Genomic DNA, 24,685 nt, shown 5'->3' on the forward strand with positions numbered 1-24,685 from the left:
TTACTCTCCTTTTATTCCTTTTAATAAATTTTTATAAGCTGAATTTTTATCATCACCTAAATTCGGCTCTGTATTTTTTAATGGAGCTACTGGTTTAGGTTTACTAACAAATCCAGCTAAACGCTCTGCATCTGCCTTGATACTTTCTTCGTCATCTCCTACAACTCTGTCTGTTAAATCAAACGGCACACCACTTTGCAATGCGATTCGTGTTCGCATGCTGGCTATTTCTTGACTAGCGATTTTTGCATTTAATTCGGTCACTGTTTGCTCATGAGCTTTTGCAGTATTACTCAACTCTTCTACAGTTGATTTGAAGGTTCCGACCTCTGTTTCTAACTCTGTGTTGCGTTTCTTGAGTTCATCGTAATCACTATATTTTTTTGCCAAAGTCTCTTGTTCCCTCACAACTCTAGCTTGAACTGCTTTGTCGAACTCTTCTTGTGTTGTAATTGGTGTAAAATCTGTCATAATAAACGCCCTTTCTCCCACTTGACCCGGTGGTATCGGTAATTTTGTGTATTAAAAAAACGACTACATAATATAGTCGTTTAATACCTAATTTGTTGTACTTGTTTTGGTTTGTCATTATGACAAGCCCAATGTGCTAGTAGAGCACTATCCATTAAACTAATATCCATATCATTAAACTGCGACTTATACCCAAATCCCCCACCCGTGCCGATATTACGCTTTTCGGAATTGGTGACAACGGTTGTAAGTGATGGCTGGTCAGCATGACAGATGGTCTTTTGGTAAATGCCTTGCTCCCACAATGCGTTGGCGGTAATGACCTCTTTGACAGTTGGCAGGTTAGGCTTTTGGGTAATGCGAAACTCTTGCATATCTTGTGCTAAAATACTTTGACCACTTGCACCGTCGATTGTCACACTGGCTACATTGGTTTTTTTAAGAAAATTAATAATCCACTGATTGCCGTTTCGAATTGATTGGCAGTCAATGGATTCGATAAATATTTTCCCAGATAATGTTTTAACAGCGATACTCATAGCAACGTTCGTACCATCATTCCCGTATTTGACACCAACATGCAATGAACCTTTAAGGATTGGTAATCCGTTAACCTCTAAGGCTTTCCACTCTTGTTCCGATATAGCTGATTTTTGGTTGTACTTAGGCCAGTAGCCCAAACGCTGTACATTATGATCTAGCTTATCCTCACCAAGTTCCGCTTCGATTTTCCGTTCGTTGAGATGATATCCCATAGAAGGATTGGAATTGTACCATGCTTCAATGTCATGGATGTCTTTTTCCTCATCTACCGACCATTCCGCCCAACCAGCATATTTAGACTGGCCAAACAGTAAATTCTCCCGAAAATTAGTGAAAACTGTACCGCTTGAAACAGGTGTCGGAGGTGTTCCGGTCATGATTGTCATAGGATTTTTGCTATCAGTTACGGTGTACTTTAGGGCTGATTCTTGCTCTGTCGTATACTCTTGCGCCTCGTCAATGACTAAAAAGTCAAATCCTTCGCCCAAACCACCGCTGGATGTTCGCGTACGAAATTGGATGACTCCACCAGTTTCATATAGCTCTAAACGTTCTTGCCCTTTAGCTTTGATAGAGTTAAAATCTTCGCCTTCTATATATCCCGATTCTTCAAGATATTTTTTCATCTTTTCGAATGATGAATGTGAGGTGCTTATACGGTGAGCGGTGTGTAACGTACTTAATCCTTGTTTAAGTGCCCACAACTCTAGCATGTAAATGATTTCCGTCTTACCGTTTCGTCGGGGTAGTGAGTACCCAAATTTTTGATGTACCCACAGCCCGTCATCATCTACAGCCATGATAGGAGCCAACATATTAAGCTGCCAATCGTAACACTCCTGTTTTGTCTTTTGGTATATGTCTACAGCTTGCTGATACAACGTATTAGTATATGGTAATATTACCGATTGAGTAGGATGTTGATTACCAAGTCGTACTTTAGTAGTCATAAACTATCCCCTTTCAATCATCTCGCATGATAACCCTGTCGCTGGGAAGTCTACTTAGAAATCGCTGTAATTATCAATGCAATGATTAGAATTAATATTGCAAAACTGAATAATGCTATAGTCGGCGAGAAAACTAGCCACCAACTCCAATTGATATATCCCGTTATTTTGGCAATAACAAAAATAATTGTTAAAATACTTGCCAATCCTAAACCACTATTTCCATTTCTATCATCTTTCATAACATACCTCCTAATTTTGCGTACAAAAATAGCACTCAATCATTTTACTGACTGGGTGCTATTATCCCCAAGCGACCATTCCGTCTTGCTTGTAATTTCCGTCTTCGTTTCTTAATCCCGATATTGCATGCCCTATCCACTTATCGCTATCGTATGGATAGCCAGGGTTAGTTCTTTCTTGTAACTCCTTTGTTACTGGATTGAAAATTAATACACCTTTATTTGAAGTATCGCCTTCCGGATAGATTTCATAATGATAAAATCCATCAATGATTTTTATTAATTTGAATTTTACCATTTCAATCTCCCTTTCCTTTTGGAATATTGCTGTTATAGTCATACGATTTATTCGTTTTAGCATGAGCTGAATCATAGTCCAATTTATCAACAACATACATATAATCATGTTCCAACCGTTCATGTCTTAACAAAAGCAAATCATGTGCTTGAATAGAATTACCATTAATGAGACGATTCCAAGACTGAGCCATATCATAGTCTGGTTTAAATAAACTTAACCCGTTCTCTAATTCATGGATATCATTAAAAACATGATTGAAAGCAATATCAATATCTTTTTTTGAAAAATCTTTCATATTTTTAAATTTACCAATATTTGAATAAATTTTTCTTTTTTCTATAGATTGATTACTATTTTTAATAGCATCATATTGGAGATAAGCAAAACTATCTTTTCGAATTTCCTCTGGAGATCTTAAGAAATCTTCCGAGCTATCACGAAAATAATTTTTAGCGCCTGATGCATTGCTTAAATATTGAGATAATCCAACTTGCTTTCTTTCTTCTATTTTAGCACGTTTCTGCTCTTCACGCCATTTTTTCGAGTGAGAATTTTGCACTCCACGGCCATCTTTTGGGTTGTACTCTACTGTACAACGGCAACGCTCATGTCGCCTGTAAATATCATCTGGCTCGCTATGATAATCATAGGTTCCAGATAAATTTTTGCACCATTCACAAGCATGCCCTGATACTCGTCGAGTGATTTTCGGAGATAGACCAGCATTAAAATGAAAATCTGCATTAGCCTTGATTGCGTCGTCCACAACGCTTTGACTAAAATTAACAATCGGCTCATCTAGTAGCCACTTCGCAAGCTCAAAGTCATCATATTCAGTTAATTTATTGACTAATCCGTCAATGCGATTTTGATTAAGTGCAGGCGCTTGAGCTTTTAACCTTAAGCCAGCCTCATGATTTAAAATTGTCTGAACGTCAATTGCATAATTAGATATCAATTCATAATTTTTTTGTAATGTCTGATTTAATATTCGGTCTGCAATGTTGTAGTACATCTTACTATCTGGCAGTACATCTGCAGTGATATTGTTTTTGAATACGCCGGCTAATATTTCACCCACTTCGATAGCGAAATCATTAACGTCGAGATAATTGACTTTTTTTGATTTCAACAGCTTGATTGCATTTTTTAATTTAGCACTCTTAAGTGTCTTACTATCAAACTCTTCGTTAATCAATTTCAAAAGTTCAGGCACAATGTCTTTATCCATTACCATCTGCTCCTTTGATACCCGTCAAATCTCTTAGTGTTTCGCCATCAATGTAACCTGGTATCGACTGATTAATTTTAATTGCACCATCACCAATCAATGATAAAGAGCTTGCATCAGCTTCAAACAATGGTTCCCATTTTGGGATTGTGCGGCTAAATTGACTACGATTATATGTTGTATCGTCACGTAAACATGTAGCAATGTATGCAACGTTTAATAAACCCGAACCAAGCGATCGTTGCGCTTTACGTCCAGCAAGTCGCAAGTTTTCATGACTTGCTTTAATCGCTTCAACCGATGATGGGTTATCGGATACAAAACCGAGGTCATCCAATGTTAAACCAGTCTCTCCTGCAAAACCTGCAGCTGCTGTTTTAAGTTGCTCCGTAAACGGCGTCATGCTAGACGTTGTAAATTGCCCAAGCACTGGCTTATCTCCATCTGCATCTTTCGTAAAATCTAACATACTTGATACTGTAGCTTTCCAGCTGTCCATCGGTTTAGAGTCAAGACTGCGACCTAAAACGTACTTTTGAGGAAAACTATAAAACTCGGCAGTAACATCTGCACGCTCAAGCGTACGTTTTGCATAACGTTGGTAGTACATACCTGCACGAGTAATGCGTGACCGTCCAAACGGTCGAACTGCATCTGGCCTGTGTATGATTGGCACAAGCAACGGATGTGCAACCTCATTTTCGATTGAATATGGTTTTCCGACTGCTGGGAAATAGTCTGTTTGACCAGGTGTAAAGTATGCTTCAAGAGTTGCTTTACCATGCTCATCACGGTCAAGAACTGCATAACCCTCAGTCAATAGCCCTGTAATTGGGTCGATACTGCCAGTCGCATTGCTTGCTTCAATGACTTGCAATCGCACGTCGTCATTAGCATCCTTTGAAATGTAAATAAAAGAGCACGATGCAATCAACGCTGAAAGCACCGCACTGTCAAAAAATACATCTGGATTGTTCGCTTGGAAAATCTCGTTTACCTCAAAATCATCATTTGCAAACTCTCGAAAAACTAAACGGTCTGCAAGACTATCAACACCCTTTGCACACCAGCCCAGAACTGAGCGATAACGTCGTCGGATTTCATCCGGGATAGTGATGCCAACGCTGGCATCAGTGTATTGCATAGCATATTGCTTATAACGCATATCGACTCTGTCTTTGTGCGACATAAGCTTTTTTCGTAGATATTCAATGCCTTGTTGTTCCATGTTTTCACTCCTTATAAATGTCGCGCGAGAAAATTTGTGCAGTGACTGCTGAACTCCGGAGCAACTAGTCCTATAGGGGGATACCCCCGGTTCTATTTTTATTAATAAATTGACTAGAAGTATTCCCATGAATACCCTCCGTAGCTTTTGCATTCTTTTCTGGCACACTTTTGTATTCCTCTTTGCTTGATATTTGTTTCATGTTCAGCATTTATTGTTGATTTATATTCAGCTAATATTTCACCTTCTTTTGTTAACTGTCGCACTCGTTTACTTCTAGAACTTGTCAAGCTAGGTTTGTTGATAGAGTCGCTACAATATTGTTGGATGTTATGGTACTTTTCTGATAGCTTGTCACTTTTTATCGAATTGCAAAAGTGATGAGCTAACCTAACATTGCACCAGGCATGTAGTCCGCCTTTAGCTATAGGGACGATGTGGTCAACTGTAGGGTATGTTTTACCACAAACAAAAAAGACTTCATTTTTATTGAAGTCTTCGAAGTCGCACTGCTCACCACAAATGTAACACACACCCTTGTCTCGTTCGTACAGCTTCACAAGTGTTATGTCTCTATCTATGGTATTATGCTTACTTATTCTTTTATCGCTTTTACGATTTTTCCATTTTTTTCTACACTCGCTTGAGCAAGTTAGTTGTTGCGATTTGTTAGTGACAAAACTATTTCCACATACCTTGCATTTTATTTTCAACTCTCTCTCTAGCTTCTGCTTTTCTTTGCGGTTTTTAGTTTCTATTTTTCTTCTTTCGTTAATCTTGCTTCTCTTTTTTTGAAACTGTATCCAACTTAGATGATGTTTACCATCATTATAAGTATTTCTGCACTTAGTACTGCAATATATAGCTTTTAAAGATTTTTTACTGATGTCTTTTCCACAACATTTGCATACTCTCATGCTTAATATCCTTTCTAAGAACCGTAAGACGCCCAATCAAGGCTTTGTGGCAAGTTACGATTTCCTAATACTTTATTTTCTTTTTTTTTATTATTAAACATTTTGTCAGACTTCTGACGATTACAAGTCGCATGAGCTAGCTGTAAGTTAGCTATGTCCGATGGGTGCCCACCCTTGTTAACTGGTATGATGTGGTCAACCACTGGAGCTAATGGATCAGGTGGCTTTAACTTTTTATTGACTGGTTTACCACAAATCCCGCACACCCCCTGGGTCTTTAACAGGACTCGTCGGGCTTTATCGAACGCGGTACGGTGTGGTCCTTGACGGTCTGCTCTAATAGCCATGATGCTTTCACCTCTTTTGCACATAAGGAAAGACACCGACCATTTGATATGGAGGGTGTCTTTTTACGAACTATTTCACGCTATCATCATACTATGGACTATAGGACACGTTCAAGACACGAAAAGGACATTGCTTAAATCGTCAAGACTATCTATCCCAAACAAGAACACCGATAACTCTTGACACGACTTCTTGATATCCCTCTGAATCGTACGGTCATCGATATCATATATACCAGCCATTTGAGACTTAGAGAAAGATGGATTGGTGATATATATCTTGTTAATTACATCGAAGCGTCTTTCTGCGCTGACTCCTTGATTGTGGCAATATTGATTATAAGATGAAAGCATGATATCAAAGTAATCAAGCATTTCTTTTGTACGAGCCTTATACTTCATTAGCTTTTCAAGGTTTAGTTCATCTGGATTGAATATTGTTTCTTCGAACTCATGCAAGGTCGGAACTATACCATCACAATGTTTTTTAAGCATCCTATAGTTCTTGAGCAACAGGTTAGTGTTCCTCAGCTTCCAATCTTCCTTTTCTTTCTTACGGTCTCTCTCCACACGCTTCTGTGACTTTAATACTGCAGCAGTAATTATTTCTAATTGTTCCTTTGTTAAACTGGCCATCAAGCCACCCCCTCATATTGTCATTTACTATACTTTTCTAAGATTGGTTTGAAATATTTTTGTTCAGCCGCCTTACGTGCATCAGCTGCTTCTTGTACATTAGAAAACAAACCGAGATAAATAGTTTTATTTTGAAATCCGATTTGAGCTTTCCATTTATTTGCCTTTTTCGACCAGGTTACTCCCTTAACTCCGCTAGTGTTACTTGAAGGTATTTTAGAATTTAGAAGAGAAATATTTGTTCCTTCAAACATAGTACTTTGAAAATATTTTCCGTTTATGATATTGTTTCTTGCTGCATCTTTTTGCAAGCATCCACAGCTTTGAGTGTTTTTTCTGTTTAAGTCGGCTCCAGCCACTAACAACTCGTTGCCGCAATCACAGATACACTTATAAAGGATTCCACCCCATTTTCGTTCATGTGTTGCTTCTATTACTGTTAATCTATTGAATCTTTTACCAATGATATCTATAACAAGCAATGTATTTCCTCCTTTATTTCTTTCTCACTTCCACTGCTGAAAATGCTCGAGCAAACAAGATAGCTTCACATTCGTCTTCTGAAGGTGTGAGTTCATAAAGCTCTTTAACCAGGTTGATAGCTTCTTTTTTAACCAATTCACGTTTTTTGTTTGGAATGCCAACACGCTTCCGCCACTCTGTTGCTTTAACGATATTTACGAAATAGCCCTTTTCTTCTAAGATGATTTCGAGTGTTCCTTGCAATTTTGCGAGTATTTCAAAAACTTTGGGGCTTTTTTGGATTTGAATTCCTTCGATGAAAACAAATCCGACTTCGAATTTTTTACATAAAGTCGAACATTTTTTGATTGTTTCTCGAATACGTTCATTTGTCGGGCCGATTGGCCGGATAACTCCATAAGCAACAATTTTAGAGTTATCCATTTCCATTACGCACCACCCAGTTGCTGTTGTGGATTGGTCAAATGCTATAAGATTCATTCGACATGCCTCCACTCTCTATCTGGTCGGTACGATGTTTTAATTTCATTTCCGATGATGATAAGTTTCTTTTTTGCTCTTGTCACAGCGACATAAGCAAGGTTTTGTGTATCGATGCTACTCGGCTGATAAGCGACCACATCCCATTCTGAACCTTGCGACTTATGGATAGTTAATCCGTAGGCAAGGTCAAAGTTTCCTTTGAGGTCTTTTTCTGACTTGAATGTGATGATTCGCTCACTATCTTTCTTTTGTGCTCGATTCCATGAAATGATTTCATAAATTTGTCCATTGTAGAACCGTCCTTTTTCATTGGTCTTTGCGACAATCACATCACCTATACTAAACTCGGGAGAAATCGCTTTTTGACCATTTTTTATGCGTCTACTTTCATTAATGTATTGAACATTGTTATTAGTGAATGATAAAGCGACTTCTGCGCCTTGCTTAAATGCCTCATCCACTGTGTCTACAACTTGTATATTGTGTACTGGCATATTGGCATTTTGTGGAATGCCTAAAATTTCTCTTCCTAATGCAATGATATCTGCTGACTCTGAACGTTTATTTTCTTTCAATTCGGATGAGACGAATCTTTCTTGAATGATTTCAAATGGTCGTCCATACTCAATTGGTGGAATCTGATTCTTGTCACCCACGAATATTAATTGCTGATTATTGTAAATCTCCATAATTTTGGCAAACAACGGCGTTGATAACATGCCGCTCTCATCAATGACTATAGCTTCACACGATGTAGGATTATGCACGAAACTATGAATAGTTTTAACTTGAGCGATGTTACCTAATTTATTTTGTAAAGCTTCTCTTGCTTTGTGTGTTGGTGCTAGCACAGCTACTGTCAAACCGTTTAGTTGAAGTTGTTCAATAATCGAAGCTGTTACAAAACTTTTGCCAGTGCCTGCCCCACCAATTAAGCATGAAATTTGATATTTCAAACATGTTTGTAACGCTTTGTATTGCTCTTGAGCATTTTTTAATTGAATAGAGACGTTGTTTTCATAAATAATGTTTGTAGTGATTTTTCTATAGGGTAACTTGTGAATTTGCTCAGTAACGAATAGAGTTTTTTCTGTCGTTAAAACATACGGCGGTTTATATAGCACTACCCCTGTTTTATCAAGATTTTCAATGTAAAGCGAGACAGTATCGCTACGTTCTCGCTTCATTTGTTCTGTCACATCATGGTAAATTTTCGCTTGTCGTTCTTGTGCTTCTGTATATGGAATTTCATACCTTATTATGTCGTTTTTTGCACGTTGAAACGCATAGTGATCTAATTCCATAAATACTTGAAATGGATTTTCTCGTTTCAATTGATTAGTAAAAAATATTAAGGAATCAAATGACTCAGGTTTTCCATCATATTTTCCAGTATTTTTTGCAAAAGCATAAGTATACGTTTTTTCAATGTTGCGAATTAATGCGACTGTAAAATTCATCTGTAAATGACCTCCACTTCTTTCTCAGGCAATCCATCAATGATTGCTTGCGCTTTTGTTTGTTCGATAAGTTCTCGTGCTTCATCATGCCAAGGAGCCATTTCCGGTTTATCCAACGTATCTTTTAAATAGACGTAGACTTGTCGGTAGGTTTCATTTCGTCTCCCTTCCACTGCTCCATGCTCAAGGACGCCTTTAAGTAATCGAGCTTGTTCATGATTAAAATCAATTAATGATTTTGAACTGCTAGAAAAAGGTAGAACATTTCCTGTTTGTTGCATTTGAGGTTGCGTTTTTGGCTTGAATTGCTCTACACTCACCATTGTTCCAATGACTGTTGATACGTCAGATGTTTTTAGTGGATAGCCCATCAGTTGAGCGATTTTCTTGCTCGCTTCATCAATTTCTATAGCAAGCATTTGTCCGACGCCCACTACCACGTTTTTGTATTCATCCTTGCTCATTGCTGAGTCTGCCATTAACAATATTCGCCATCGTTTAGATCCGTTGAAATAATATTTAGCTGTTGGATAGACTAACCCAAATAATCCTTGTTGTTCTAGCCTGTTTTCGATGTCTACTCTCGTGTATTCGCCCTCATCTATATCTATTGAAATCAGGCGTTTTCCTCCGAGGTAATTTTCATCAAGGCGTTCATCATTTTTGTATGTTCCATCTAAGAAATAGGCTAGCTTATACTTCTTAATATGCTTGTATTCTTCATCTGTTGATGCACCAGAAAGCAATTCAATACCGTTAACTTTTTCTTGCTCAATGTTATCGACATCATTTAAAAAGCTCTGTAAGCTCTCTGACGAGCTGTAAGCCATTCCCCTCCCAACATATCCTGTTTTGATATTGAGAGGTATCTCGGTATCAAGAATTGTACGTAGGAGTGTTTCTTGTTCTTCAGCAAATGATTGTTCAATTTCTTTTTCTTTTTCTAGTTCTTCTTTAAATAAGTCTGATTCGTCTTTGTAATCAAACCCCTTAAATTCGAAGGCAGCGTCTGGAATTACGATCCACCGCGCATTTTCTTTGCCTATTTTTTTGTTCGCTGAAAGTTGATGAATACCAAGTTCTTTGATTTCCTTTAAACGAGTTGATACTTCAAGGGAGCCAGCAACCTCCTTAAACTCTGTTGGTTTCATAAACCATTGTTCATCTTTTTGTCGATAAACTTTGCTTTGAATTCGGCTCAAAGCGTCCAATATTTCTGGTTCATCAATTGTTTGCGTTTGATATAAAGCAAACATCATTCGTTCTGCTTCTTCCACGTTTTCTATTTCTTCAAGAATAAGTTTAGGATTTGCATTCCGATTTCGAATCTGAACAAACCCGATATCATTTTGATATTTGAATCGATGCCCTTCATATTGTAGATTTAATGATTTGTCATCCAGAATAATAATTTTTGGTTTTTGCCATGCTTCTTTTCGTTTCCCAAAAAAGAAGGTCCGTTCTGCAGTCTCGTAAATCATTAAAGATTCCTCAAAAGCGTCAGCGACATTTAAATCCAATTTTTTTGGTGCATATGGCAGACTTTTATTAATGCTTGTTGTGTAGTTGATTTTCTTTATATAGATCACTTTTTTCATATGAGTTTCATTTAAAAAAGATTGTGTTAGGTTTAGGTTTGAATGTGTTGTGATTTCATGCTCTTCTAGTCCCATTGCGAGTAATAAGTCATATGTTCGGTTGTACCCTCCAATGGCTAAATAGAGAACTTTTTCTTTTTCTGCTTTTATATATTGATTTAAATTGGTTGAATTTATTCTGTTGTATATTTTTTTTAGGTTTCTACGAGATTTATCAAATAATATCTCACCCACTTGCAAGACAACTCCTTCCGTGCTATATTAGTGATACCCAAGAACAAAATAATTTAACTAGTGCCCTCCTTTAAACTTTGTGAAAAGTTACAAAAGGAGGGTATTTACTTTTTTAATAAATATAATTAATTTATCTATTTACTCGGTGTAACTTTGTAACTTTTGCTTAAAAACCCAATAGTACCAAGGTATTCAGAGGTTACAAAAAAGTTATAAAGGGGGTTACAGTTACAAGAATTTTCTGTTTTTAGATTAAAATTTTCTAATTTAAGGTTATTTTTCTTTTTTTGTAACCTATCTTGTAACTTTTCCATAACCACCTTTAATCCTTTGTTGCTCTAAGTTAGGATTCACTTTTTATCACTTTGTGAAAAAATATTTTGTAACCATTTTTTACCCTTTTATGAGGAAATACTCATAAAAACGATGCGATTGTGAATTTCAACTCGAATTTTCAATAGAAATACTATTTTTAAAGTGTTTTCGATTGTGAAATTTACAGTTTTAGAACGGAAATTCATCTTCTTCGATGTCCATGTCAGTATCTTCTAGTTGTTCGAAGTCATAATTTCTATATGGATATGACGGATTCTTTTTGTTGGGTGAAATCGTCAAATTCATCAAGAATTGGGTGCCGACTCCTTTAGCTAACGCTTCGCTTGCTGAATACTCATCTTCCAAATCCTTTTTGCCAAATTCAACCCCGACCATAGCTGATAATTTTAGTAGCATACGACCATTTTTTTCCAAAACAAACTCTGGCAATTTATCATCAAATGAAATGTAGATAGTTTCTAATCTGTCCTTATCCTTACCAGAAACCACCTCTAGTGTGATAGCGATTTGATCTTGACCCATCTTGCTTGTGCCTGCTTGTGCTGATTTCAAACGCACTGGGTAGTTACCTGCAGCTAGTCGTGTATCTTTTACAATCTTGTCATTTTTTGGATCAAATCCATCCTCTTTTACTTGTTTTAATAAGTCTAATAAGCCCATTTTAAATCTCTCCTTTTTCTGTTTGTTGTAATATAGAAAGCAATTCTGTCTGTTTGACAGTCTGCATATTCCCAATTAGTTGATCTTTTGCTCGTGTTGATTGCGTTGGTTGTAAAATAATTGTTCGTTCTTGCTTTTCTGTTTCTTGATTTTTGATAATAACTAGACGTCCAACTAATGGCACGATACCCATTACAGCGTCGATATTGCGGACGTCCGGTTGGAATTGGGTGTAAACTCGCCCTGATTCCATCGTGACCTCTACTTGCTTCTCATGGGCAAATAGGAGGATGTTCTTATTTAAGTCTTTTAGACTTGCCACAAGGTCCAGTAACACGCGGTCAATGACACCGTAATCTTTAATTTCAGGCATCCCACTAGTCGTCGATGTGGCTTTTGAATTAAGCCAAAACTTTTGAAACGTTGATAGATTATCTATTACTACGTTGTCAAAATTATCTTTATTTTTTACGAGATAGCGAAAGAATGCTTCCAAGTCGTCATGTGGTTTTTTTGAATCCATAACTAGAATTTCAACATTTTTTAAGCCACTTAAAACGTGATACATGCCATCTGTTGAAAATAAAAGCGTGTTTCCTTTTAAATAGTTGACCATGCTTGTTTTCCCTTTTCCTGGTTCGGAATAAATCAAACAGGTCCAATTGTCAAAACGTTGGATAGATTCCGCTTGAATTCGTTTCATCGGATTCTCACACTTTCTGTTTGAACAAGTGCTACACCAGGTATCTCTAGTCCTGCTTTTAATTCTTGTTTTAATTCAGTTTTATCAAGCTTTGATGGTTGCGGAATGTAAAACTCTTCTGGAATGTATTCCTCGCTGTCAATGCGAATTGAAGGGGCGTTCCGTTGAATTGCAATTGTTAACAGTTCCCCTTGGACTTTTTTCTTCCCTACCGCTTCCATTTGATCCTGCATGTAGCGTTTCATATTTTTTACATTGCTTCGCATGGTTTGTTCCCGTTTAGCCAGTCGTTCTTTTTCGGCCTTTATCATATCTGCCTGTCCTTCAATTTCTTTGATAGACTTTGCAATATTTTCTACTTTGTCGTCGAAGACTTCTTCAATTGAATCTAATGTGTCTTTTAATGTGCCATCGTCCAATTGGTCAGCCATTTCAATTACGTGGTTGTAATCTGCTACAAGTTTGTATAATACTGCCATGATTTTTCCTCCTCTTATCGTTGTAAAATTTGACTAATTATTCCTTCACAATAACCATCCACCTTGAAAATAATTGGGTGGAATTTTTGCGACGGCATGCACAGCTGGACTGGTAATGAACTACAATCAGCGATAAAACTCATTACGTAACCAAAGTACGTGCAATTCACGAACATTTGAGTATCTTTGTGCTCGGAATTTATCACAGAAAATAAAGCCGATGTCGCTCCGTTCGTAATGCTTAATTCCGTCCCCTTTACAGAAATAGTTATTTCTTCATCTTTTTTGAAAGCTTTAAGAAATGCAGAAATCTTAGCACAAGTTTCTGGTTCTAAAAGCAATGCAGACTCATTGTTTTTTTGAAATAACTTATCTGTTTCTGGATAGCAGCCTTCAATCTGTGTCAATTCTTTTGGATGTAGATTTAGCGACACTCCTTTAATCCCATGATTTAATAAACGTAATAAAATGTGGGCGTTAGTGGCTTCGATGGCACCATCTTCTCTAAAATGGAAGGCACTTAATAAAGGCCTAGTCTTACCGTCGCCTACAAAATTCAGCAGGTGGCGATAGGTGTTTTGCGGTTTTAATTTCAATATGTTACACTCCTTTTATATAGAATATTTATTTAATGGTCTGTATCGTCTGCCAACGATGCAGGCTCTTGTTTTTGTTCTAACAGTTTTACTATATTGTTAAAGGTATTTTTGACTGGCATAGAGTCATGTATAGATGATTGATATTTGATATCAGCAATCAAGTTTTGCAAGTCGACTTCATCAAGTGTTTGAGCATAATCAACTAGCTCGCTTATTTCTTTACATAGCTTTTCTTTCAAATTCATCCTTATTCTCCTTCCATAGAATACGCATCTATTTCTATTTCATGTTTTTCAGAAAAGCATTTAATCATTTCGACCATTCCGTTTATTTCGTTAATTTTATCTACAGTCATGCTGGTATTAAGATGATGATATAAAACTGTATCCAGTGCTCGAATAGCCCCCCCTAAATATGCGGCGTCTGCAGCTAAATCATCGATATTCTTCATTTACTTTTTCCTCCTCTAATCCGGACAAATTTTATTTGATATTGCAATTACTTTATTCTTGATATCAGTAACATTGTCACCTAGATTCCCAAGTACGCCTTGTTTAATTTGAAATTTTATGCAAAAGTCGTCTCCTGTTGAACTAGCATATTCGAGATTTTCTAATATACGTTCGACCAATTCCAATCGGTCAGCTAGATTGGCCAGTTCTGAAGCTTGTTCTAATAATTCATCACTTGTCATTTATTAATCCCTCCAAATTTGTACTTCACATTGAATTCGTCCCAGTCCATATATAAGCAGATTCCTAGCGGAACTAATACAAGAATTTTCCATTCGAGTGTTGCGTTACCAAACAAAACGCCTAGAATAAATGTGAAGATTGGTAGTCGTAGTTTGCTCATGTCGTCACTCCTCATAAAATGTTAATCCTTCGTTTTGAAAATACTCTTCAACAATTCCAATTCCTGTGTCTAATTTTCTTAAGTTGCTTATAGCGCTCATGTAGTTTATAAGAAATCTTGACGTATCCCGGTTCCAGTAATCCCATAGAAACTCAAAAGGTTCTTTGATAGGTTTGTCTATGTCAACTTCTTGTAATGCTTCCATCGTCGAAAAATAGTCTTTGCATTCCCAACGTTTTCCGTCGAAATCTTTCTTTATCCGAAACCACTCCATAAACTGGCGAGGTGTTACAGCTTGGATTGACTTCATCACGACTGAGTATAATTCCCACTGATGTTCAAGCGCTTCTCTTTCTGAATCTTTCATTTCCTTATATTTTGGACCTAAAAATTTTATGCCATACACTACTATTTTTTCGGCATCTTGTTGAAGGATATCTTCTGATTCTTTGTTATCGAAATCCGTCTCATATTGTCTTAACGCCTTGTAAAAAGCTCGCTCCCACAATCTACGTTTAAAGCCTGTTCTATCTAATTTAATAATCATTTGTCTTCACTCACCAGTTCTGGTTGAATAGCAATTAGTTCTTCAATCTTCTTTTTGATATATTCAAGCTTTTTCGTTGGTGTATCTATTTTTTTATCTAAAACCAAAAATTCATAGCGAGAGACTTTTCCATCTTTTAAATAGGTGTATATTTTTTTATCATCCGAAAATAGCTGAACGAAAATAGTTTCACCGTTTTCATCACGCATCGTATGACCCGGACTCCCATTTGTTGTTTCTAAAACAGACTGACCAATAAATCCTTCAATCGACTCGTCTTTCACGATGTTATAAATTGGCACATCTTCCTTGTAAGCGTTGAAAATAAAATCGATATTTTCTATAATGTCGTCCGCTACTTCCCATACTTCATTTTGTTTATTCATTAAAAATTCCTCCTATTTTTTTTAACAAGGTCGAAAATTTCGACTCTGTTCTATACTGTTTGATAATGTAATCGTTCTGCAGATTTTTCTTTTAAAAACTGTTCATATAAATCGATGTTTATATGAACTTCATTTTTTGTTGGTGCAATGTAGCCTTTTCGAAATTTCGATTGTTTGAATAAGTTAATCCGTCGGTGATACGTCGATTCTGAATATTTGTACTTTTCTTTGAAGTCTTTTTTTGAAAGTGTTCCGTCCATCGTTATTCCTCCTCTCTAGAACTATGAAAAAATATCAGAATTTCCATTTGCAAAGTCAATGATGGCTTGAAGCTCTAATGTCGGACTCCATCTTGGGATTAGTTCCATAGCTTCCTCAAATCGGATTTTCGGAATATCCATATAAGAAGCTACGTCAAAATAATCCTTTAATTGCTTATAGCAGTTACTGAAACATTTATTTCTGATAGATTTATCTTTGTATGCATTTGATTTCATACCACCTAGCGTACTAATAACTGTCGATTTGACTTGGTTGTTTATCCTTCTTCGTTGACTACCATTCAAAGTGGTTTCAGTCTTCAGCAATGCTACGTCACCCTTTACTGTTTCCATTTCTTGGAGTTGGTGAATCATCATTTGTTCCATAGACATTGGTTGGTATTGTGGATTGAAGTAATGATTAACCAATTCTCTTTGTACCGCCCAGGATAAAGGGTCATTCATTGATTTTGTCAACATTGGGTAACCAGTTTGAGTAATAAGAATTAATTCTTTCGTTCGACTGCCGACGAAATTCGTCGCCTGTTTAAATTCTTTCAGTTTGTTTCCAGCAAGATTGAAATAATCTACACCTTCAATAAAATTCTCTCTATTTTCCCTGAAATTTCTTCCTGCCGTTCCTTCCGGACGTTGATGTAATTCGTCAATATCTTTAAAAGTGACAACTCGTTGTTTCTGGTACTCTTTAATTAATAAATCGGTTGTTTGTTCGTTTGCTGCAATTTGTATAGTGTTCATTTGAACTCCTCCTATCGTATTCTGTAGTCTGAAATAATTCGCAAAATAATCTGATTGCCTTTGACATTGTCGAGCTTTCCATTTAAGTAACTAGATAAATCTTGCTTCTTTACGCCATAAGCAACAGCCAAATCAGTTACAGAGATATTATTTTCCTTCATGTATTCCAATACTTTTTGTCTTCCGTTGGCAATATTAGGCACTGTAATCCCTCCTTTTTCTTTGTATTTGTAAGAAAAATAGCAAGAATTCGTAAATAACTATTGACTTTTCTATACGTTCGTATAAAATTAAAGCATAGTTAAATAAGCATAGTTAATCCCTTTTTAAATTAGCGTTCTAAGTTTGCCGACCTCGAATTGTAATTATTAATTAGGTGTATTAATTTTCGCTTCTAGTCTTACTATTTATCTTACGAGTATTACTTTATTACGTTTCGTATAAAATGTCAATCATTTTTTTACATTTCGTATTGAGTTTTCTCGTCTTTACAGGAGGAATATTGATATGACAGTGTTTGAGATGATAAAAAAATTAGCTACTGATCGAGGGGTAAGTGTATCTAAAGTTGCTTCAGACTTGGGTTTTAGCGAAAATCTGTTTTACCGTTGGAAAACCAGTGAACCTAAAGCGAGAGATTTAGAAAAAGTTGCAAAATATTTTGATGTAAATGTAGATTATTTACTTGGAAGGACAGTAAATCCTAATCCATTAGAAACGGAAGATGATAATATCCCGCCCGAATTTTTTGCTATTCAACGAAAATCAAAAATGCTGAGTCAAAAAGAGCAACAGCGCCTTTTAAAAATCATGGAAGCTACTTTTGATGATTTAGAGAATGGGGATTTTGAAGAAGATGAAGACGACGACTTATGATGATATATCGCCTGATTATGGCAAGGCCCAATCTTTAGCTTATGAAACGGTGCAAAACAGCGGTCAAAGCAAATTGCCTTTATCTGTAAAAAAATTAATAAGAAGCTTTCCGAATATCTCTTTACAAAAATATACAGTATTTGCTAAAAGAAGAAATCTATCTTTAGAAGAAGTTTATCAAATTACAAACTCAGAAGAGGGTTGTCTTTGGATGAACGGAAAGAATAAGTTTATTATTCTATATAATGATATGATAGAAAATACTGGAAGAATACGCTTTACCTTAGCTCACGAGTTGGGTCATTACGTTTTAAAGCACAATGAACTTTCAGAGAAAACAAAACTATCTAGATATTCTTTGACCAGTGATGAGTATGATATTTTTGAAAAAGAAGCTAATTATTTCGCAAAGAGATTGCTTGCTCCTATACCATTAGTGGATTTATATATGGAAAATTGGAACGAAATAGTGGCAACCAGTATTGAATATGCGTTCAACACATCCTATACAGTAGCACATCACATAATTACTGATTTGAAGAGAAGATATAAAAGGTCAATGATAGTTCGAGAAGGACATCCTATGGTTGACAGCTTTATTGATTTCATTAACGCTGATGCGAACTCAAAAATTTGTATGAATTGTTTTGGGGCGCAAGATAAGGATAATGATTTTTGCATATTTTGTGGAAATACTCATTTTAACGGTGCTAACGCTGAAAGTTATGCTAATTATTTTGTGGAAAGGGATAATATTATGGACTATTCAAAAATTGAAACAAATGAACAAGGTACTCCTGTTAAATGTCCTAGCTGTGAGTACGAAGGATTGAATGACGATTTTAACTACTGTCCTATATGCTCGACTTATATCCACAACGTTTGCTTAGGGCCTGATTCGAATAAAACAGTCGATACTTTTTTTGGTACGGTACAATTGACCCTTCAAGAAAGAAGTGAAGATTCTAGTAGCTGTGATGGAGTTTTGTCAGGGAATTTTAGATATTGTCCGAAATGTGGCGCTACTACATCATACAAAGTTCAAGGGTTACTAAAAAATTGGGATTTGGAAAAGGAACTTAAGGAAGACCCACCTTTCTAAAATAAAAAAACACGCCCCATCCGTCGAAAGATTGGCGTGCAGTACAAAATAAACAATAGGCTTATTTAGTCACGCTTATTGTATCAAAAAATAGGAGCTGATACAAATGTGGATTGAAGAAATGCCGGACGGCAGATTCAAGTATATTGAACGCTATGAGGACCCATTAACGGGGAAATTGAAACGTATGTCGGTGCTTTGCCCCAACAAGACGAGACAAACGCAAAAGGAAGCTATGTACATTTTGAATAATAAGATTGCCGATAAACTAAATGAGTTGGAAAATGCTTTGCCAGAAATTACGTTTATCGACTTGTATAACGAATGGTATGAGCGCTATAAGAAGCAAGTAGCAGAAGGAACTTACCTCCCTACAAAAAACTTGATGAAAGCAGTAATTGCTGATGTGGGTGAAAATACATTGGTGTCTAGAATTGACGATCGTCTTCTTGGTGACATTTTAGATAGATATTTATATGAGAAAAATCTATCGAACAAATATGTCAGTATTATTAAGACTAAAATTAATCTTGTTTTGAAATATGCAATTAGAAAAGGTTATATTACCATCAACCCCCTAGACAAAGTTGAATTGAATTATAAGAAAGAATTTAAAACGGGAAAAATTAAAGATAAGTATCTTGAAGACTCCGAATATCAATCACTTATAAAATTTTCAATGAATCATAATGAACGATATGGATTGTTGTTTCAGTGGTTGTATTTAACAGGAATGCGCCCTGGTGAGGCTACAGGCCTTTTAAAGTCAGATGTGGATGTTGATAACACAATGGTGGATATTAACGGCACACTGCTAACCAGAGAGCGTAAAGTATCAGAGATGGTTAAATCAAACCGGACAAAAACTGCAGCAGGGATGCGCAAAATTGGTTTGTCTACAAAGACCATGGAAATATATTATAGACTACTGGAATTAAATCCGAGTGGTGATTTTTTATTTCAAACAAGCAGAGGAACACCTATTTTAATCACTGCAATAAATACGTATCTTAAAAAACATAAAGTCGATATGGGAATCAATCCAGAAAAAAGTTTAAGCTCTCATATTTTTAGACACACGCATATTTCTAAGCTGGCTGAAATTGGAACACCGATGTATGTGATACAAGACAGAGTCGGTCACGAGGATAGTAAATTGACTCAACAAATTTATCTTCATGTTACTGAAGGAATGCGAGAAAAATTACAAAGTGATTTAGAGCTTTTATAAAAGCTTGCCCCTTTTCTGCCCCTTTTGAGCGTATAGGGACAAAGTACTAGTGCTCACTGATTGAAATATATAACAATGATAAAATAAAAACCCTTGAATAATCAAGGGTTTCAACTTCATTCGATAACGATAAATTAACGACGAATTTCTTTGATACGAGCTGCTTTTCCGTGTAATGCGCGTAGGTAATAAAGTTTCGCACGACGAACTTTACCAAAGCGAACCACTTCAATTTGAGCAACACGAGGTGTGTGTAATGGGAAAGTACGTTCTACCCCAATACCATTAGAGATTTTACGAACTGTGTAAGTTTCGCTAATTCCAGCACCACGGCGTTTGATAACAACACCTTCAAATAACTGGATACGTTCGCGAGTACCTTCGACAACTTTCGCGTGAACACGTACAGTATCACCAGGACGGAACGCTGGGATGTCACTGCGTAATTGTTCTTGTGTTAATTCTTGAATTAATGGATTCATTTCTTCTTCTCCTTATTCCAAACATTCTTATGGTACGGACCACAGCGGAATATCGTAATAGTTAAGTGCTTTTGCACTCACCAAATTAGTTTAGCACAGCTTTTAGACAGTGTAAAGTAAATTTTCTTTATAACTATTTTTTGACTTATATCTTCAATCCCTCTTCTATTTTAGCTGAGATCAAATCGTCAAAAAAACACCAAGGATTCCGGCTCTTAAAGGAGCAGTTCTTGGTGTTTCGTTTAGACTAGGCTTCTTCTTTTTTGATCTCAGCTAATAGCTTGCTCATTTCATCTGTCAGCTCTAGTTTTTCTAACATATCTGGGCGACGTAAATACGTTCGACGCAAGGATTCCTTTAGCTGCCATTCAGCAATTAGTTTGTGGTTACCATTGGTTAAGACTTCAGGTACGGCCATACCATTAAATTCAGCAGGGCGTGTGTATTGTGGATGCTCTAGTAGTCCGGTTGAGTGAGAATCTGTTTGCGCAGATGTCTTATTTCCTAATACATCTGGAAGTAAGCGGACTGTTGCATCAATCATGACCATCGCCCCTAACTCGCCGCCTGTCAAAACATAGTCGCCGAGTGAAACTTCATCGGTGACCATTGAACGAATACGCTCATCATACCCTTCGTAATGTCCGCAAATAAATACAAGGTGCTCTTCTTCAGAGAACTCTTCAGCCATTTTTTGGTCAAACTGTTTGCCAGCTGGATCTAAAAGAATCACTCTTTTTTGTGTGTGGGGTGTGTCCTTTTCGATTGCTTTTAAGTTGTCATAGATTGGCTGGACTTTTAAAAGCATGCCAGCGCCCCCACCATATGGATAGTCATCCACCGCTTGATGTTTGTTATCTGAAAACTCACGGAAGTTGGAGACGTTGATTTCGAGTAAATCTTTCTCGACCGCTTTTCCGATGATAGATTCTCCCATGGGTCCCTCAAACATTCGTGGAAACAAGGTTAAGACATCAATTCTCATCGTCTAACAACCCTTCAGGAATTTCAACATGTACGACTCCTTCTTCTAAGTCAATTCGTTTTACTACAGAATCAATATAAGGCAATAAAGCGTCTTTTTTCTTTGGTCTTTGAACGACCCAGACATCATTGGCTCCTGGAGAAAGAATTTCTTTAATCTTACCAAGCTCGGTTCCCTCTTCGTTTACAACGACTAAGCCAATAATTTGATGATAGTAGAATTCTCCATCATTTAAGTGAGCTAAGTCCTCTTTGGAAACTTTAAGAATCCCATCACGATATTTTTCAACATCATTGATATTCGGGTGGCCTTCAAAGCTTAGGATATTAAAGTTTTTATGCTTACGATGACTTTTAACAATCAATTTAATTGGTGATTTATTCTCCTGAAATAAGAGCAAAGTTGCCCCAATTTTGTAACGTTCTTCTGGGAAATCCGTTTGAGAGATAACACGAACTTCTCCTTTGATTCCTTGTGTATTTACAATTTTTCCTACATTTAAATATTCAGTCAAAAAGGTCTCCTCATTTCTTTGGTTATCCGTTTTATTTTAGCACGAGTTACAAGGGAATTCTACGCAGTTTTGCGTATGTTTATAATGAGAGCTAAAAAATTGTTCCGTCATACGAGTTTTTGAACGGTTTCTAAAAATGACTCACATGCAGGTCCGCATTCAGCCAAAAATATTTTTATAAATAAAGTTGTTTTCTAATATTTGCTATCGAATTATTAAACTGGACGAATCAGCTGTAGGCAAGGATTTTCGGGACCCCATAGATCAGGGAATACTTCAACATCCATAAAGCCCATCTTATGATAAAAGGCTCGCGTCTTTTGATAGTAGATATCTGGATGTATCGCAGCTAAAGTCTTCACTTGAAGAAGTGTGTATTCTTTTTTGTGGCACCAACTCAAGGCTTCTTCAATTAGTTGTTGCCCAAACCCTTTTCTTTGAGCTAATTTTAGAACACCCATACAATCGATTTCTGCCGTTTTCTCAGCAGTTTGTTTGATGGATAAAAAGCCAACCACCTGATTTTGTTCTTTAACAAATAGTGTCGCCAAGTGTCTGGTATTTTCTACATATTCTTTTGTTGATTCAGGGAGTCCGAACCATTCAGGTAAATCGTCTAGAACACTTGTCGCTACTTGCGCTTTTTTCTCAGCGTCTGTTTCCCAGTAAATAGTCATAAAGTCCTCCTCTGTCTTCTCTTCTATTATAACAGAAGGGGAAACGAGAATCGATGGGAAGTACCCTATTGAAAACATCCTCAATATCTAGCTTTCATAAACTGATGCCGTTATTGGAGTAACCAAGTTTCATCCATCGTTTTATTGGCGTTAAAGTGTTTTCCGTGTACATCAACTGCAGCATGCCATTCTTTGCATAAATCATGCGGAACGTTTTCTACTAAATGGTCAAATTCTTTACGCATCTCGGTATAGTTTTTGTAGGTGCCAAAACCGAGTCGTGTAAATAATCGAATCGCGTACTGGTCACAAATAAAGACGTTTCTTTCGAATATGTATAACAACATCGCATCGGCTGTTTCTTGTCCAACACCTTTGATTGACAATAATTCTTTACGTAAGTCTGGTGTAGAATAGCTCTGAAACTTATCTATATTGGCGCCATGACCAATAAACCAATGCATCAATTCTTTGATATAGAGGCTTTTTTGTTTGAAAAAACCGGCCGGCCGAATGAGTTCCTGTAGTAACTCCATATCCATATTATGTAGTTGTGTAACAGATAAGTGACCTTCCAAATTCTGCAAGGCACGCTTGGCATTTTTTTCTGTTGTTTGCTGAATGAGAATCATTGAAACCCAGTCTGCTATTCGGTTCTCATCTTGCCACCACTCTTGAAATCCGTAACGCTCAACGAGTCGGTTTAGTACATTGATTTTTTTTGTATCAATTTTCATAATCGTTACTCCTTTATCTAGCCATTAATTAAGGATTGTTCTAATTCCAATCCTATCATAGTATTCCCTTACGAGTATCAAAAAATTCACGATTTGTGAACCTGTTCTATTCTAGACAAATAAAAAGAACTCATAACCAAAATGTTCCTGTTAAACATTGGTTATAAGTTCCATTCTAACTATTGATTCATTGATACGGCCATTTCTAAGGCACTCATAGGATTTTGGTGGGTAACGGTGTAGACAACAGTGCCTTCTTGCCAAACCACTTGATTTGTTTTTGCTCCTGACTGGTTTAAGTCAAGCGTGATTTGTCCGTTATCCTTGGGTGCTGGAAGGGTTGCTTTTTCTAGATAGTCCACTACTTGTTTAGCAAGTGTCTGAGGTTCTTGCCCTTGGACATTGCTTGCCCGAACAACTAAGTTCCAATTGCCCTCTTCCCAAGAAAGATAAGTCGAGCCAGCCGCCCCTTGTTGATAGCCTGTAATCCCGTAACCGAGATCGACTTTTTGACCGCCGTTATCACTGATTGGGTTGACAGCCGTTGTCGCTTCTTCTACACTGTTAAAGGTATTTTTTAAATAAGAAGCAATCGGTGTTTCAAGGTTTAATTGTTTCGAGTTTAAAACTAATGGTTCGCCTAGTGCAAAATAGAGCACCGAAAGCTTTTGATTACTGCCGTCTGAGGCAACGTTTAGGTAAGTCCCCTCATTGATAGGTACAGTGGTTGGCAGTAAGACTTCTGGATAGGCTGACGCTAGTTGCGCTTTTGCATCAGCTGCTTCTTTTGAGGTTGCTTGAGTATCTGTTGTATTGGTTGTTTCAGAATTTTTTGTTGATGAGCTGTTCTTCGATTCGCTACTTGTTTCGGTTGTTTCACTTGTAGCTGTAGTAGAGCTTTTACTTGCACTATCACTTGTTTTATCAGTGCTCGAGACTATTGCCGTACTGCTTGTTGATATTTGTTCCGTATTATTTGATTTTCCACAAGCCCCCAGAATAAACGGCACAAGTAATAAAAGTAGATAAGTCTTTTTCATTGAGAACGCCTCCTTCGCTTAATTATACCCCTTTTTATTTTTGGGAAAAAGTGAAACACTCAACATTAAAGAAAAATAAAGAAACGAGAGTTATCATAAGTGCTGTAACAATACCTAATCTGACAAGATTGGGTCATAATCGAGAACTTCTAGTGAGTGGTGCGGCAAAGCGTCCCCTGTCCTGGGCCTTTTGCAAACTTTCGTCAAAAAAAGAGGTTGGGACAGGAGTGTTTAACTCCGAGAACCAGGTAGGTACTGTGCAACATCAACTCATACTTCGTTGTGTTTTACAGCAATAAGAAGGAATTCACGGAAATGACAAGAAACACGAAA

The 24,685-nt window shown here is 36.8% G+C and carries 35 protein-coding genes; 3 read left to right on the plus strand and 32 right to left on the minus strand.

Annotation, left to right across the window (positions count from 1 at the left end; all coding sequences use genetic code 11):
- The 26 genes from IGI37_RS11325 to IGI37_RS11450 form a co-directional block, all read right to left on the minus strand.
- Positions 1–471 (minus strand): capsid assembly scaffolding protein Gp46 family protein, encoded by a 471-nt coding sequence (locus IGI37_RS11325; RefSeq protein WP_438762002.1) that lies wholly within the window; start codon positions 469–471, stop codon positions 1–3.
- Between the two features lie 80 nt (positions 472–551).
- Positions 552–1,964, minus strand: coding sequence for a DEAD/DEAH box helicase family protein (locus tag IGI37_RS11330; RefSeq protein ID WP_438762004.1), 1,413 nt, complete (start codon positions 1,962–1,964; stop codon positions 552–554).
- 50 nt (positions 1,965–2,014) lie between these two features.
- The gene (locus IGI37_RS11335) at positions 2,015–2,206 is read right to left on the minus strand and encodes a hypothetical protein (protein ID WP_438762006.1); all 192 of its coding nucleotides are present in this window, start codon (positions 2,204–2,206) and stop codon (positions 2,015–2,017) included.
- A gap of 61 nt (positions 2,207–2,267) precedes the next feature.
- Positions 2,268–2,504, minus strand: coding sequence for a hypothetical protein (locus IGI37_RS11340; RefSeq protein WP_438762007.1), 237 nt, complete (start codon positions 2,502–2,504; stop codon positions 2,268–2,270).
- 1 nt (position 2,505) lies between these two features.
- Entirely contained in the window at positions 2,506–3,738 is a 1,233-nt protein-coding gene (locus tag IGI37_RS11345; RefSeq protein ID WP_438762008.1) for a hypothetical protein, read from the minus strand.
- Complete coding sequence (locus IGI37_RS11350; RefSeq protein ID WP_438762010.1) at positions 3,731–4,966, minus strand: hypothetical protein; 1,236 nt, start codon at positions 4,964–4,966, stop codon at positions 3,731–3,733. Before IGI37_RS11350 ends, IGI37_RS11345 begins: the two co-directional genes overlap by 8 nt.
- 113 nt (positions 4,967–5,079) lie before the next feature.
- Positions 5,080–5,883 (minus strand): HNH endonuclease, encoded by an 804-nt coding sequence (locus IGI37_RS11355; RefSeq protein WP_438762012.1) that lies wholly within the window; start codon positions 5,881–5,883, stop codon positions 5,080–5,082.
- A 14-nt stretch (positions 5,884–5,897) separates the two neighbouring features.
- Positions 5,898–6,230 carry an HNH endonuclease gene (locus tag IGI37_RS11360; protein ID WP_438762014.1) on the minus strand — a complete coding sequence of 111 codons (333 nt, stop codon included), beginning with the start codon at positions 6,228–6,230 and terminating at the stop codon, positions 5,898–5,900.
- A gap of 111 nt (positions 6,231–6,341) precedes the next feature.
- Positions 6,342–6,866 (minus strand): hypothetical protein, encoded by a 525-nt coding sequence (locus IGI37_RS11365; RefSeq protein WP_438762016.1) that lies wholly within the window; start codon positions 6,864–6,866, stop codon positions 6,342–6,344.
- A gap of 20 nt (positions 6,867–6,886) precedes the next feature.
- Positions 6,887–7,348 carry a hypothetical protein gene (locus IGI37_RS11370; protein WP_438762017.1) on the minus strand — a complete coding sequence of 154 codons (462 nt, stop codon included), beginning with the start codon at positions 7,346–7,348 and terminating at the stop codon, positions 6,887–6,889.
- Between the two features lie 13 nt (positions 7,349–7,361).
- Complete coding sequence (locus IGI37_RS11375) at positions 7,362–7,829, minus strand: crossover junction endodeoxyribonuclease RuvC (protein ID WP_438762019.1); 468 nt, start codon at positions 7,827–7,829, stop codon at positions 7,362–7,364.
- Positions 7,826–9,292: an ATP-dependent DNA helicase gene (locus IGI37_RS11380; protein ID WP_438762021.1), complete on the minus strand. Its 1,467-nt coding sequence runs from the start codon at positions 9,290–9,292 to the stop codon at positions 7,826–7,828. Before IGI37_RS11380 ends, IGI37_RS11375 begins: the two co-directional genes overlap by 4 nt.
- Positions 9,289–11,124: a hypothetical protein gene (locus tag IGI37_RS11385; RefSeq protein WP_438762022.1), complete on the minus strand. Its 1,836-nt coding sequence runs from the start codon at positions 11,122–11,124 to the stop codon at positions 9,289–9,291. The genes IGI37_RS11380 and IGI37_RS11385 overlap by 4 nt, the downstream gene beginning before the upstream one ends.
- A 504-nt stretch (positions 11,125–11,628) precedes the next feature.
- On the minus strand, positions 11,629–12,120 hold the full coding sequence (locus tag IGI37_RS11390; RefSeq protein ID WP_438762024.1) for a hypothetical protein: 492 nt from the start codon (positions 12,118–12,120) through the stop codon (positions 11,629–11,631).
- A gap of 1 nt (position 12,121) precedes the next feature.
- Positions 12,122–12,823: an AAA family ATPase gene (locus IGI37_RS11395; RefSeq protein ID WP_438762025.1), complete on the minus strand. Its 702-nt coding sequence runs from the start codon at positions 12,821–12,823 to the stop codon at positions 12,122–12,124.
- Positions 12,820–13,302 (minus strand): siphovirus Gp157 family protein, encoded by a 483-nt coding sequence (locus IGI37_RS11400; protein WP_438762027.1) that lies wholly within the window; start codon positions 13,300–13,302, stop codon positions 12,820–12,822. Before IGI37_RS11400 ends, IGI37_RS11395 begins: the two co-directional genes overlap by 4 nt.
- A 14-nt stretch (positions 13,303–13,316) precedes the next feature.
- Positions 13,317–13,898, minus strand: coding sequence for a hypothetical protein (locus IGI37_RS11405; RefSeq protein WP_438762029.1), 582 nt, complete (start codon positions 13,896–13,898; stop codon positions 13,317–13,319).
- 32 nt (positions 13,899–13,930) lie between these two features.
- Positions 13,931–14,146, minus strand: coding sequence for a hypothetical protein (locus IGI37_RS11410; protein ID WP_438762030.1), 216 nt, complete (start codon positions 14,144–14,146; stop codon positions 13,931–13,933).
- 2 nt (positions 14,147–14,148) lie between these two features.
- Entirely contained in the window at positions 14,149–14,352 is a 204-nt protein-coding gene (locus tag IGI37_RS11415; RefSeq protein WP_438762032.1) for a hypothetical protein, read from the minus strand.
- A 15-nt stretch (positions 14,353–14,367) separates the two neighbouring features.
- Entirely contained in the window at positions 14,368–14,595 is a 228-nt protein-coding gene (locus IGI37_RS11420) for a hypothetical protein (RefSeq protein WP_438762033.1), read from the minus strand.
- Positions 14,592–14,756 (minus strand): hypothetical protein, encoded by a 165-nt coding sequence (locus IGI37_RS11425; protein ID WP_438762034.1) that lies wholly within the window; start codon positions 14,754–14,756, stop codon positions 14,592–14,594. Before IGI37_RS11425 ends, IGI37_RS11420 begins: the two co-directional genes overlap by 4 nt.
- Before the next feature lie 4 nt (positions 14,757–14,760).
- Complete coding sequence (locus IGI37_RS11430; protein WP_438762035.1) at positions 14,761–15,303, minus strand: hypothetical protein; 543 nt, start codon at positions 15,301–15,303, stop codon at positions 14,761–14,763.
- The gene (locus IGI37_RS11435; RefSeq protein ID WP_438762036.1) at positions 15,300–15,689 is read right to left on the minus strand and encodes a hypothetical protein; all 390 of its coding nucleotides are present in this window, start codon (positions 15,687–15,689) and stop codon (positions 15,300–15,302) included. The genes IGI37_RS11430 and IGI37_RS11435 overlap by 4 nt, the downstream gene beginning before the upstream one ends.
- Positions 15,690–15,739: 50 nt before the next feature.
- Positions 15,740–15,949 (minus strand): hypothetical protein, encoded by a 210-nt coding sequence (locus IGI37_RS11440; RefSeq protein ID WP_438762037.1) that lies wholly within the window; start codon positions 15,947–15,949, stop codon positions 15,740–15,742.
- Positions 15,950–15,970: 21 nt separating this feature from the next.
- A complete protein-coding gene (locus tag IGI37_RS11445; protein WP_438762039.1) occupies positions 15,971–16,708 on the minus strand; it encodes an ORF6C domain-containing protein in 738 nt (245 codons plus the stop codon).
- Positions 16,709–16,719: 11 nt separating this feature from the next.
- The gene (locus tag IGI37_RS11450; RefSeq protein WP_438762041.1) at positions 16,720–16,911 is read right to left on the minus strand and encodes a helix-turn-helix domain-containing protein; all 192 of its coding nucleotides are present in this window, start codon (positions 16,909–16,911) and stop codon (positions 16,720–16,722) included.
- 304 nt (positions 16,912–17,215) lie between these two features.
- Between IGI37_RS11450 and IGI37_RS11455 the strand changes: the two genes are divergently transcribed.
- The 3 genes from IGI37_RS11455 (at position 17,216) to IGI37_RS11465 (ending at position 19,917) form a co-directional block, all read left to right on the plus strand.
- The gene (locus IGI37_RS11455) at positions 17,216–17,584 is read left to right on the plus strand and encodes a helix-turn-helix domain-containing protein (RefSeq protein ID WP_438762043.1); all 369 of its coding nucleotides are present in this window, start codon (positions 17,216–17,218) and stop codon (positions 17,582–17,584) included.
- Entirely contained in the window at positions 17,565–18,686 is a 1,122-nt protein-coding gene (locus IGI37_RS11460; protein WP_438762045.1) for an ImmA/IrrE family metallo-endopeptidase, read from the plus strand. Before IGI37_RS11455 ends, IGI37_RS11460 begins: the two co-directional genes overlap by 20 nt.
- Before the next feature lie 106 nt (positions 18,687–18,792).
- Positions 18,793–19,917: a tyrosine-type recombinase/integrase gene (locus IGI37_RS11465; protein ID WP_438762046.1), complete on the plus strand. Its 1,125-nt coding sequence runs from the start codon at positions 18,793–18,795 to the stop codon at positions 19,915–19,917.
- Positions 19,918–20,051: 134 nt separating this feature from the next.
- Here IGI37_RS11465 and rplS read toward each other — a convergent pair whose 3' ends face one another.
- The 6 genes from rplS to IGI37_RS11495 form a co-directional block, all read right to left on the minus strand.
- On the minus strand, positions 20,052–20,399 hold the full coding sequence (rplS, locus tag IGI37_RS11470; RefSeq protein WP_438762048.1) for a 50S ribosomal protein L19: 348 nt from the start codon (positions 20,397–20,399) through the stop codon (positions 20,052–20,054).
- Positions 20,400–20,646: 247 nt separating this feature from the next.
- A complete protein-coding gene (gene trmD / locus IGI37_RS11475) occupies positions 20,647–21,384 on the minus strand; it encodes a tRNA (guanosine(37)-N1)-methyltransferase TrmD (RefSeq protein ID WP_438762049.1) in 738 nt (245 codons plus the stop codon).
- A complete protein-coding gene (rimM, locus tag IGI37_RS11480) occupies positions 21,374–21,898 on the minus strand; it encodes a ribosome maturation factor RimM (protein ID WP_438762051.1) in 525 nt (174 codons plus the stop codon). Before rimM ends, trmD begins: the two co-directional genes overlap by 11 nt.
- A gap of 215 nt (positions 21,899–22,113) precedes the next feature.
- Positions 22,114–22,575, minus strand: coding sequence for a GNAT family N-acetyltransferase (locus IGI37_RS11485; protein ID WP_438762052.1), 462 nt, complete (start codon positions 22,573–22,575; stop codon positions 22,114–22,116).
- 110 nt (positions 22,576–22,685) lie between these two features.
- Complete coding sequence (locus IGI37_RS11490; RefSeq protein ID WP_438762054.1) at positions 22,686–23,312, minus strand: endonuclease III domain-containing protein; 627 nt, start codon at positions 23,310–23,312, stop codon at positions 22,686–22,688.
- A 179-nt stretch (positions 23,313–23,491) separates the two neighbouring features.
- Positions 23,492–24,352 carry a hypothetical protein gene (locus tag IGI37_RS11495; RefSeq protein ID WP_438762056.1) on the minus strand — a complete coding sequence of 287 codons (861 nt, stop codon included), beginning with the start codon at positions 24,350–24,352 and terminating at the stop codon, positions 23,492–23,494.
- Positions 24,353–24,685 lie beyond the last annotated feature (333 nt).

Source organism: Enterococcus sp. AZ194 (assembly GCF_051713825.1).
In the GTDB taxonomy this organism is placed as follows: domain Bacteria; phylum Bacillota; class Bacilli; order Lactobacillales; family Enterococcaceae; genus Enterococcus_K.

What these genes read in the sequence shown, in the direction of transcription:
- IGI37_RS11325 (WP_438762002.1), bottom strand. Translation starts at nt 471, where the DNA reads ATGACAGATTTTACACCAATTACAACACAAGAAGAGTTCGACAAAGCA.
- IGI37_RS11330 (WP_438762004.1), bottom strand. Translation starts at nt 1,964, where the DNA reads ATGACTACTAAAGTACGACTTGGTAATCAACATCCTACTCAATCGGTA.
- IGI37_RS11335 (WP_438762006.1), bottom strand. Translation starts at nt 2,206, where the DNA reads ATGAAAGATGATAGAAATGGAAATAGTGGTTTAGGATTGGCAAGTATT.
- IGI37_RS11340 (WP_438762007.1), bottom strand. Translation starts at nt 2,504, where the DNA reads ATGGTAAAATTCAAATTAATAAAAATCATTGATGGATTTTATCATTAT.
- IGI37_RS11345 (WP_438762008.1), bottom strand. Translation starts at nt 3,738, where the DNA reads ATGGATAAAGACATTGTGCCTGAACTTTTGAAATTGATTAACGAAGAG.
- IGI37_RS11350 (WP_438762010.1), bottom strand. Translation starts at nt 4,966, where the DNA reads ATGGAACAACAAGGCATTGAATATCTACGAAAAAAGCTTATGTCGCAC.
- IGI37_RS11355 (WP_438762012.1), bottom strand. Translation starts at nt 5,883, where the DNA reads ATGAGAGTATGCAAATGTTGTGGAAAAGACATCAGTAAAAAATCTTTA.
- IGI37_RS11360 (WP_438762014.1), bottom strand. Translation starts at nt 6,230, where the DNA reads ATGGCTATTAGAGCAGACCGTCAAGGACCACACCGTACCGCGTTCGAT.
- IGI37_RS11365 (WP_438762016.1), bottom strand. Translation starts at nt 6,866, where the DNA reads ATGGCCAGTTTAACAAAGGAACAATTAGAAATAATTACTGCTGCAGTA.
- IGI37_RS11375 (WP_438762019.1), bottom strand. Translation starts at nt 7,829, where the DNA reads ATGAATCTTATAGCATTTGACCAATCCACAACAGCAACTGGGTGGTGC.
- IGI37_RS11380 (WP_438762021.1), bottom strand. Translation starts at nt 9,292, where the DNA reads ATGAATTTTACAGTCGCATTAATTCGCAACATTGAAAAAACGTATACT.
- IGI37_RS11390 (WP_438762024.1), bottom strand. Translation starts at nt 12,120, where the DNA reads ATGGGCTTATTAGACTTATTAAAACAAGTAAAAGAGGATGGATTTGAT.
- IGI37_RS11395 (WP_438762025.1), bottom strand. Translation starts at nt 12,823, where the DNA reads ATGAAACGAATTCAAGCGGAATCTATCCAACGTTTTGACAATTGGACC.
- IGI37_RS11400 (WP_438762027.1), bottom strand. Translation starts at nt 13,302, where the DNA reads ATGGCAGTATTATACAAACTTGTAGCAGATTACAACCACGTAATTGAA.
- IGI37_RS11410 (WP_438762030.1), bottom strand. Translation starts at nt 14,146, where the DNA reads ATGAATTTGAAAGAAAAGCTATGTAAAGAAATAAGCGAGCTAGTTGAT.
- IGI37_RS11415 (WP_438762032.1), bottom strand. Translation starts at nt 14,352, where the DNA reads ATGAAGAATATCGATGATTTAGCTGCAGACGCCGCATATTTAGGGGGG.
- IGI37_RS11420 (WP_438762033.1), bottom strand. Translation starts at nt 14,595, where the DNA reads ATGACAAGTGATGAATTATTAGAACAAGCTTCAGAACTGGCCAATCTA.
- IGI37_RS11425 (WP_438762034.1), bottom strand. Translation starts at nt 14,756, where the DNA reads ATGAGCAAACTACGACTACCAATCTTCACATTTATTCTAGGCGTTTTG.
- IGI37_RS11430 (WP_438762035.1), bottom strand. Translation starts at nt 15,303, where the DNA reads ATGATTATTAAATTAGATAGAACAGGCTTTAAACGTAGATTGTGGGAG.
- IGI37_RS11435 (WP_438762036.1), bottom strand. Translation starts at nt 15,689, where the DNA reads ATGAATAAACAAAATGAAGTATGGGAAGTAGCGGACGACATTATAGAA.
- IGI37_RS11440 (WP_438762037.1), bottom strand. Translation starts at nt 15,949, where the DNA reads ATGGACGGAACACTTTCAAAAAAAGACTTCAAAGAAAAGTACAAATAT.
- IGI37_RS11445 (WP_438762039.1), bottom strand. Translation starts at nt 16,708, where the DNA reads ATGAACACTATACAAATTGCAGCAAACGAACAAACAACCGATTTATTA.
- IGI37_RS11455 (WP_438762043.1), top strand. Translation starts at nt 17,216, where the DNA reads ATGACAGTGTTTGAGATGATAAAAAAATTAGCTACTGATCGAGGGGTA.
- IGI37_RS11460 (WP_438762045.1), top strand. Translation starts at nt 17,565, where the DNA reads ATGAAGACGACGACTTATGATGATATATCGCCTGATTATGGCAAGGCC.
- IGI37_RS11465 (WP_438762046.1), top strand. Translation starts at nt 18,793, where the DNA reads ATGTGGATTGAAGAAATGCCGGACGGCAGATTCAAGTATATTGAACGC.
- rplS (WP_438762048.1), bottom strand. Translation starts at nt 20,399, where the DNA reads ATGAATCCATTAATTCAAGAATTAACACAAGAACAATTACGCAGTGAC.
- trmD (WP_438762049.1), bottom strand. Translation starts at nt 21,384, where the DNA reads ATGAGAATTGATGTCTTAACCTTGTTTCCACGAATGTTTGAGGGACCC.
- IGI37_RS11485 (WP_438762052.1), bottom strand. Translation starts at nt 22,575, where the DNA reads ATGACTATTTACTGGGAAACAGACGCTGAGAAAAAAGCGCAAGTAGCG.
- IGI37_RS11490 (WP_438762054.1), bottom strand. Translation starts at nt 23,312, where the DNA reads ATGAAAATTGATACAAAAAAAATCAATGTACTAAACCGACTCGTTGAG.
- IGI37_RS11495 (WP_438762056.1), bottom strand. Translation starts at nt 24,352, where the DNA reads ATGAAAAAGACTTATCTACTTTTATTACTTGTGCCGTTTATTCTGGGG.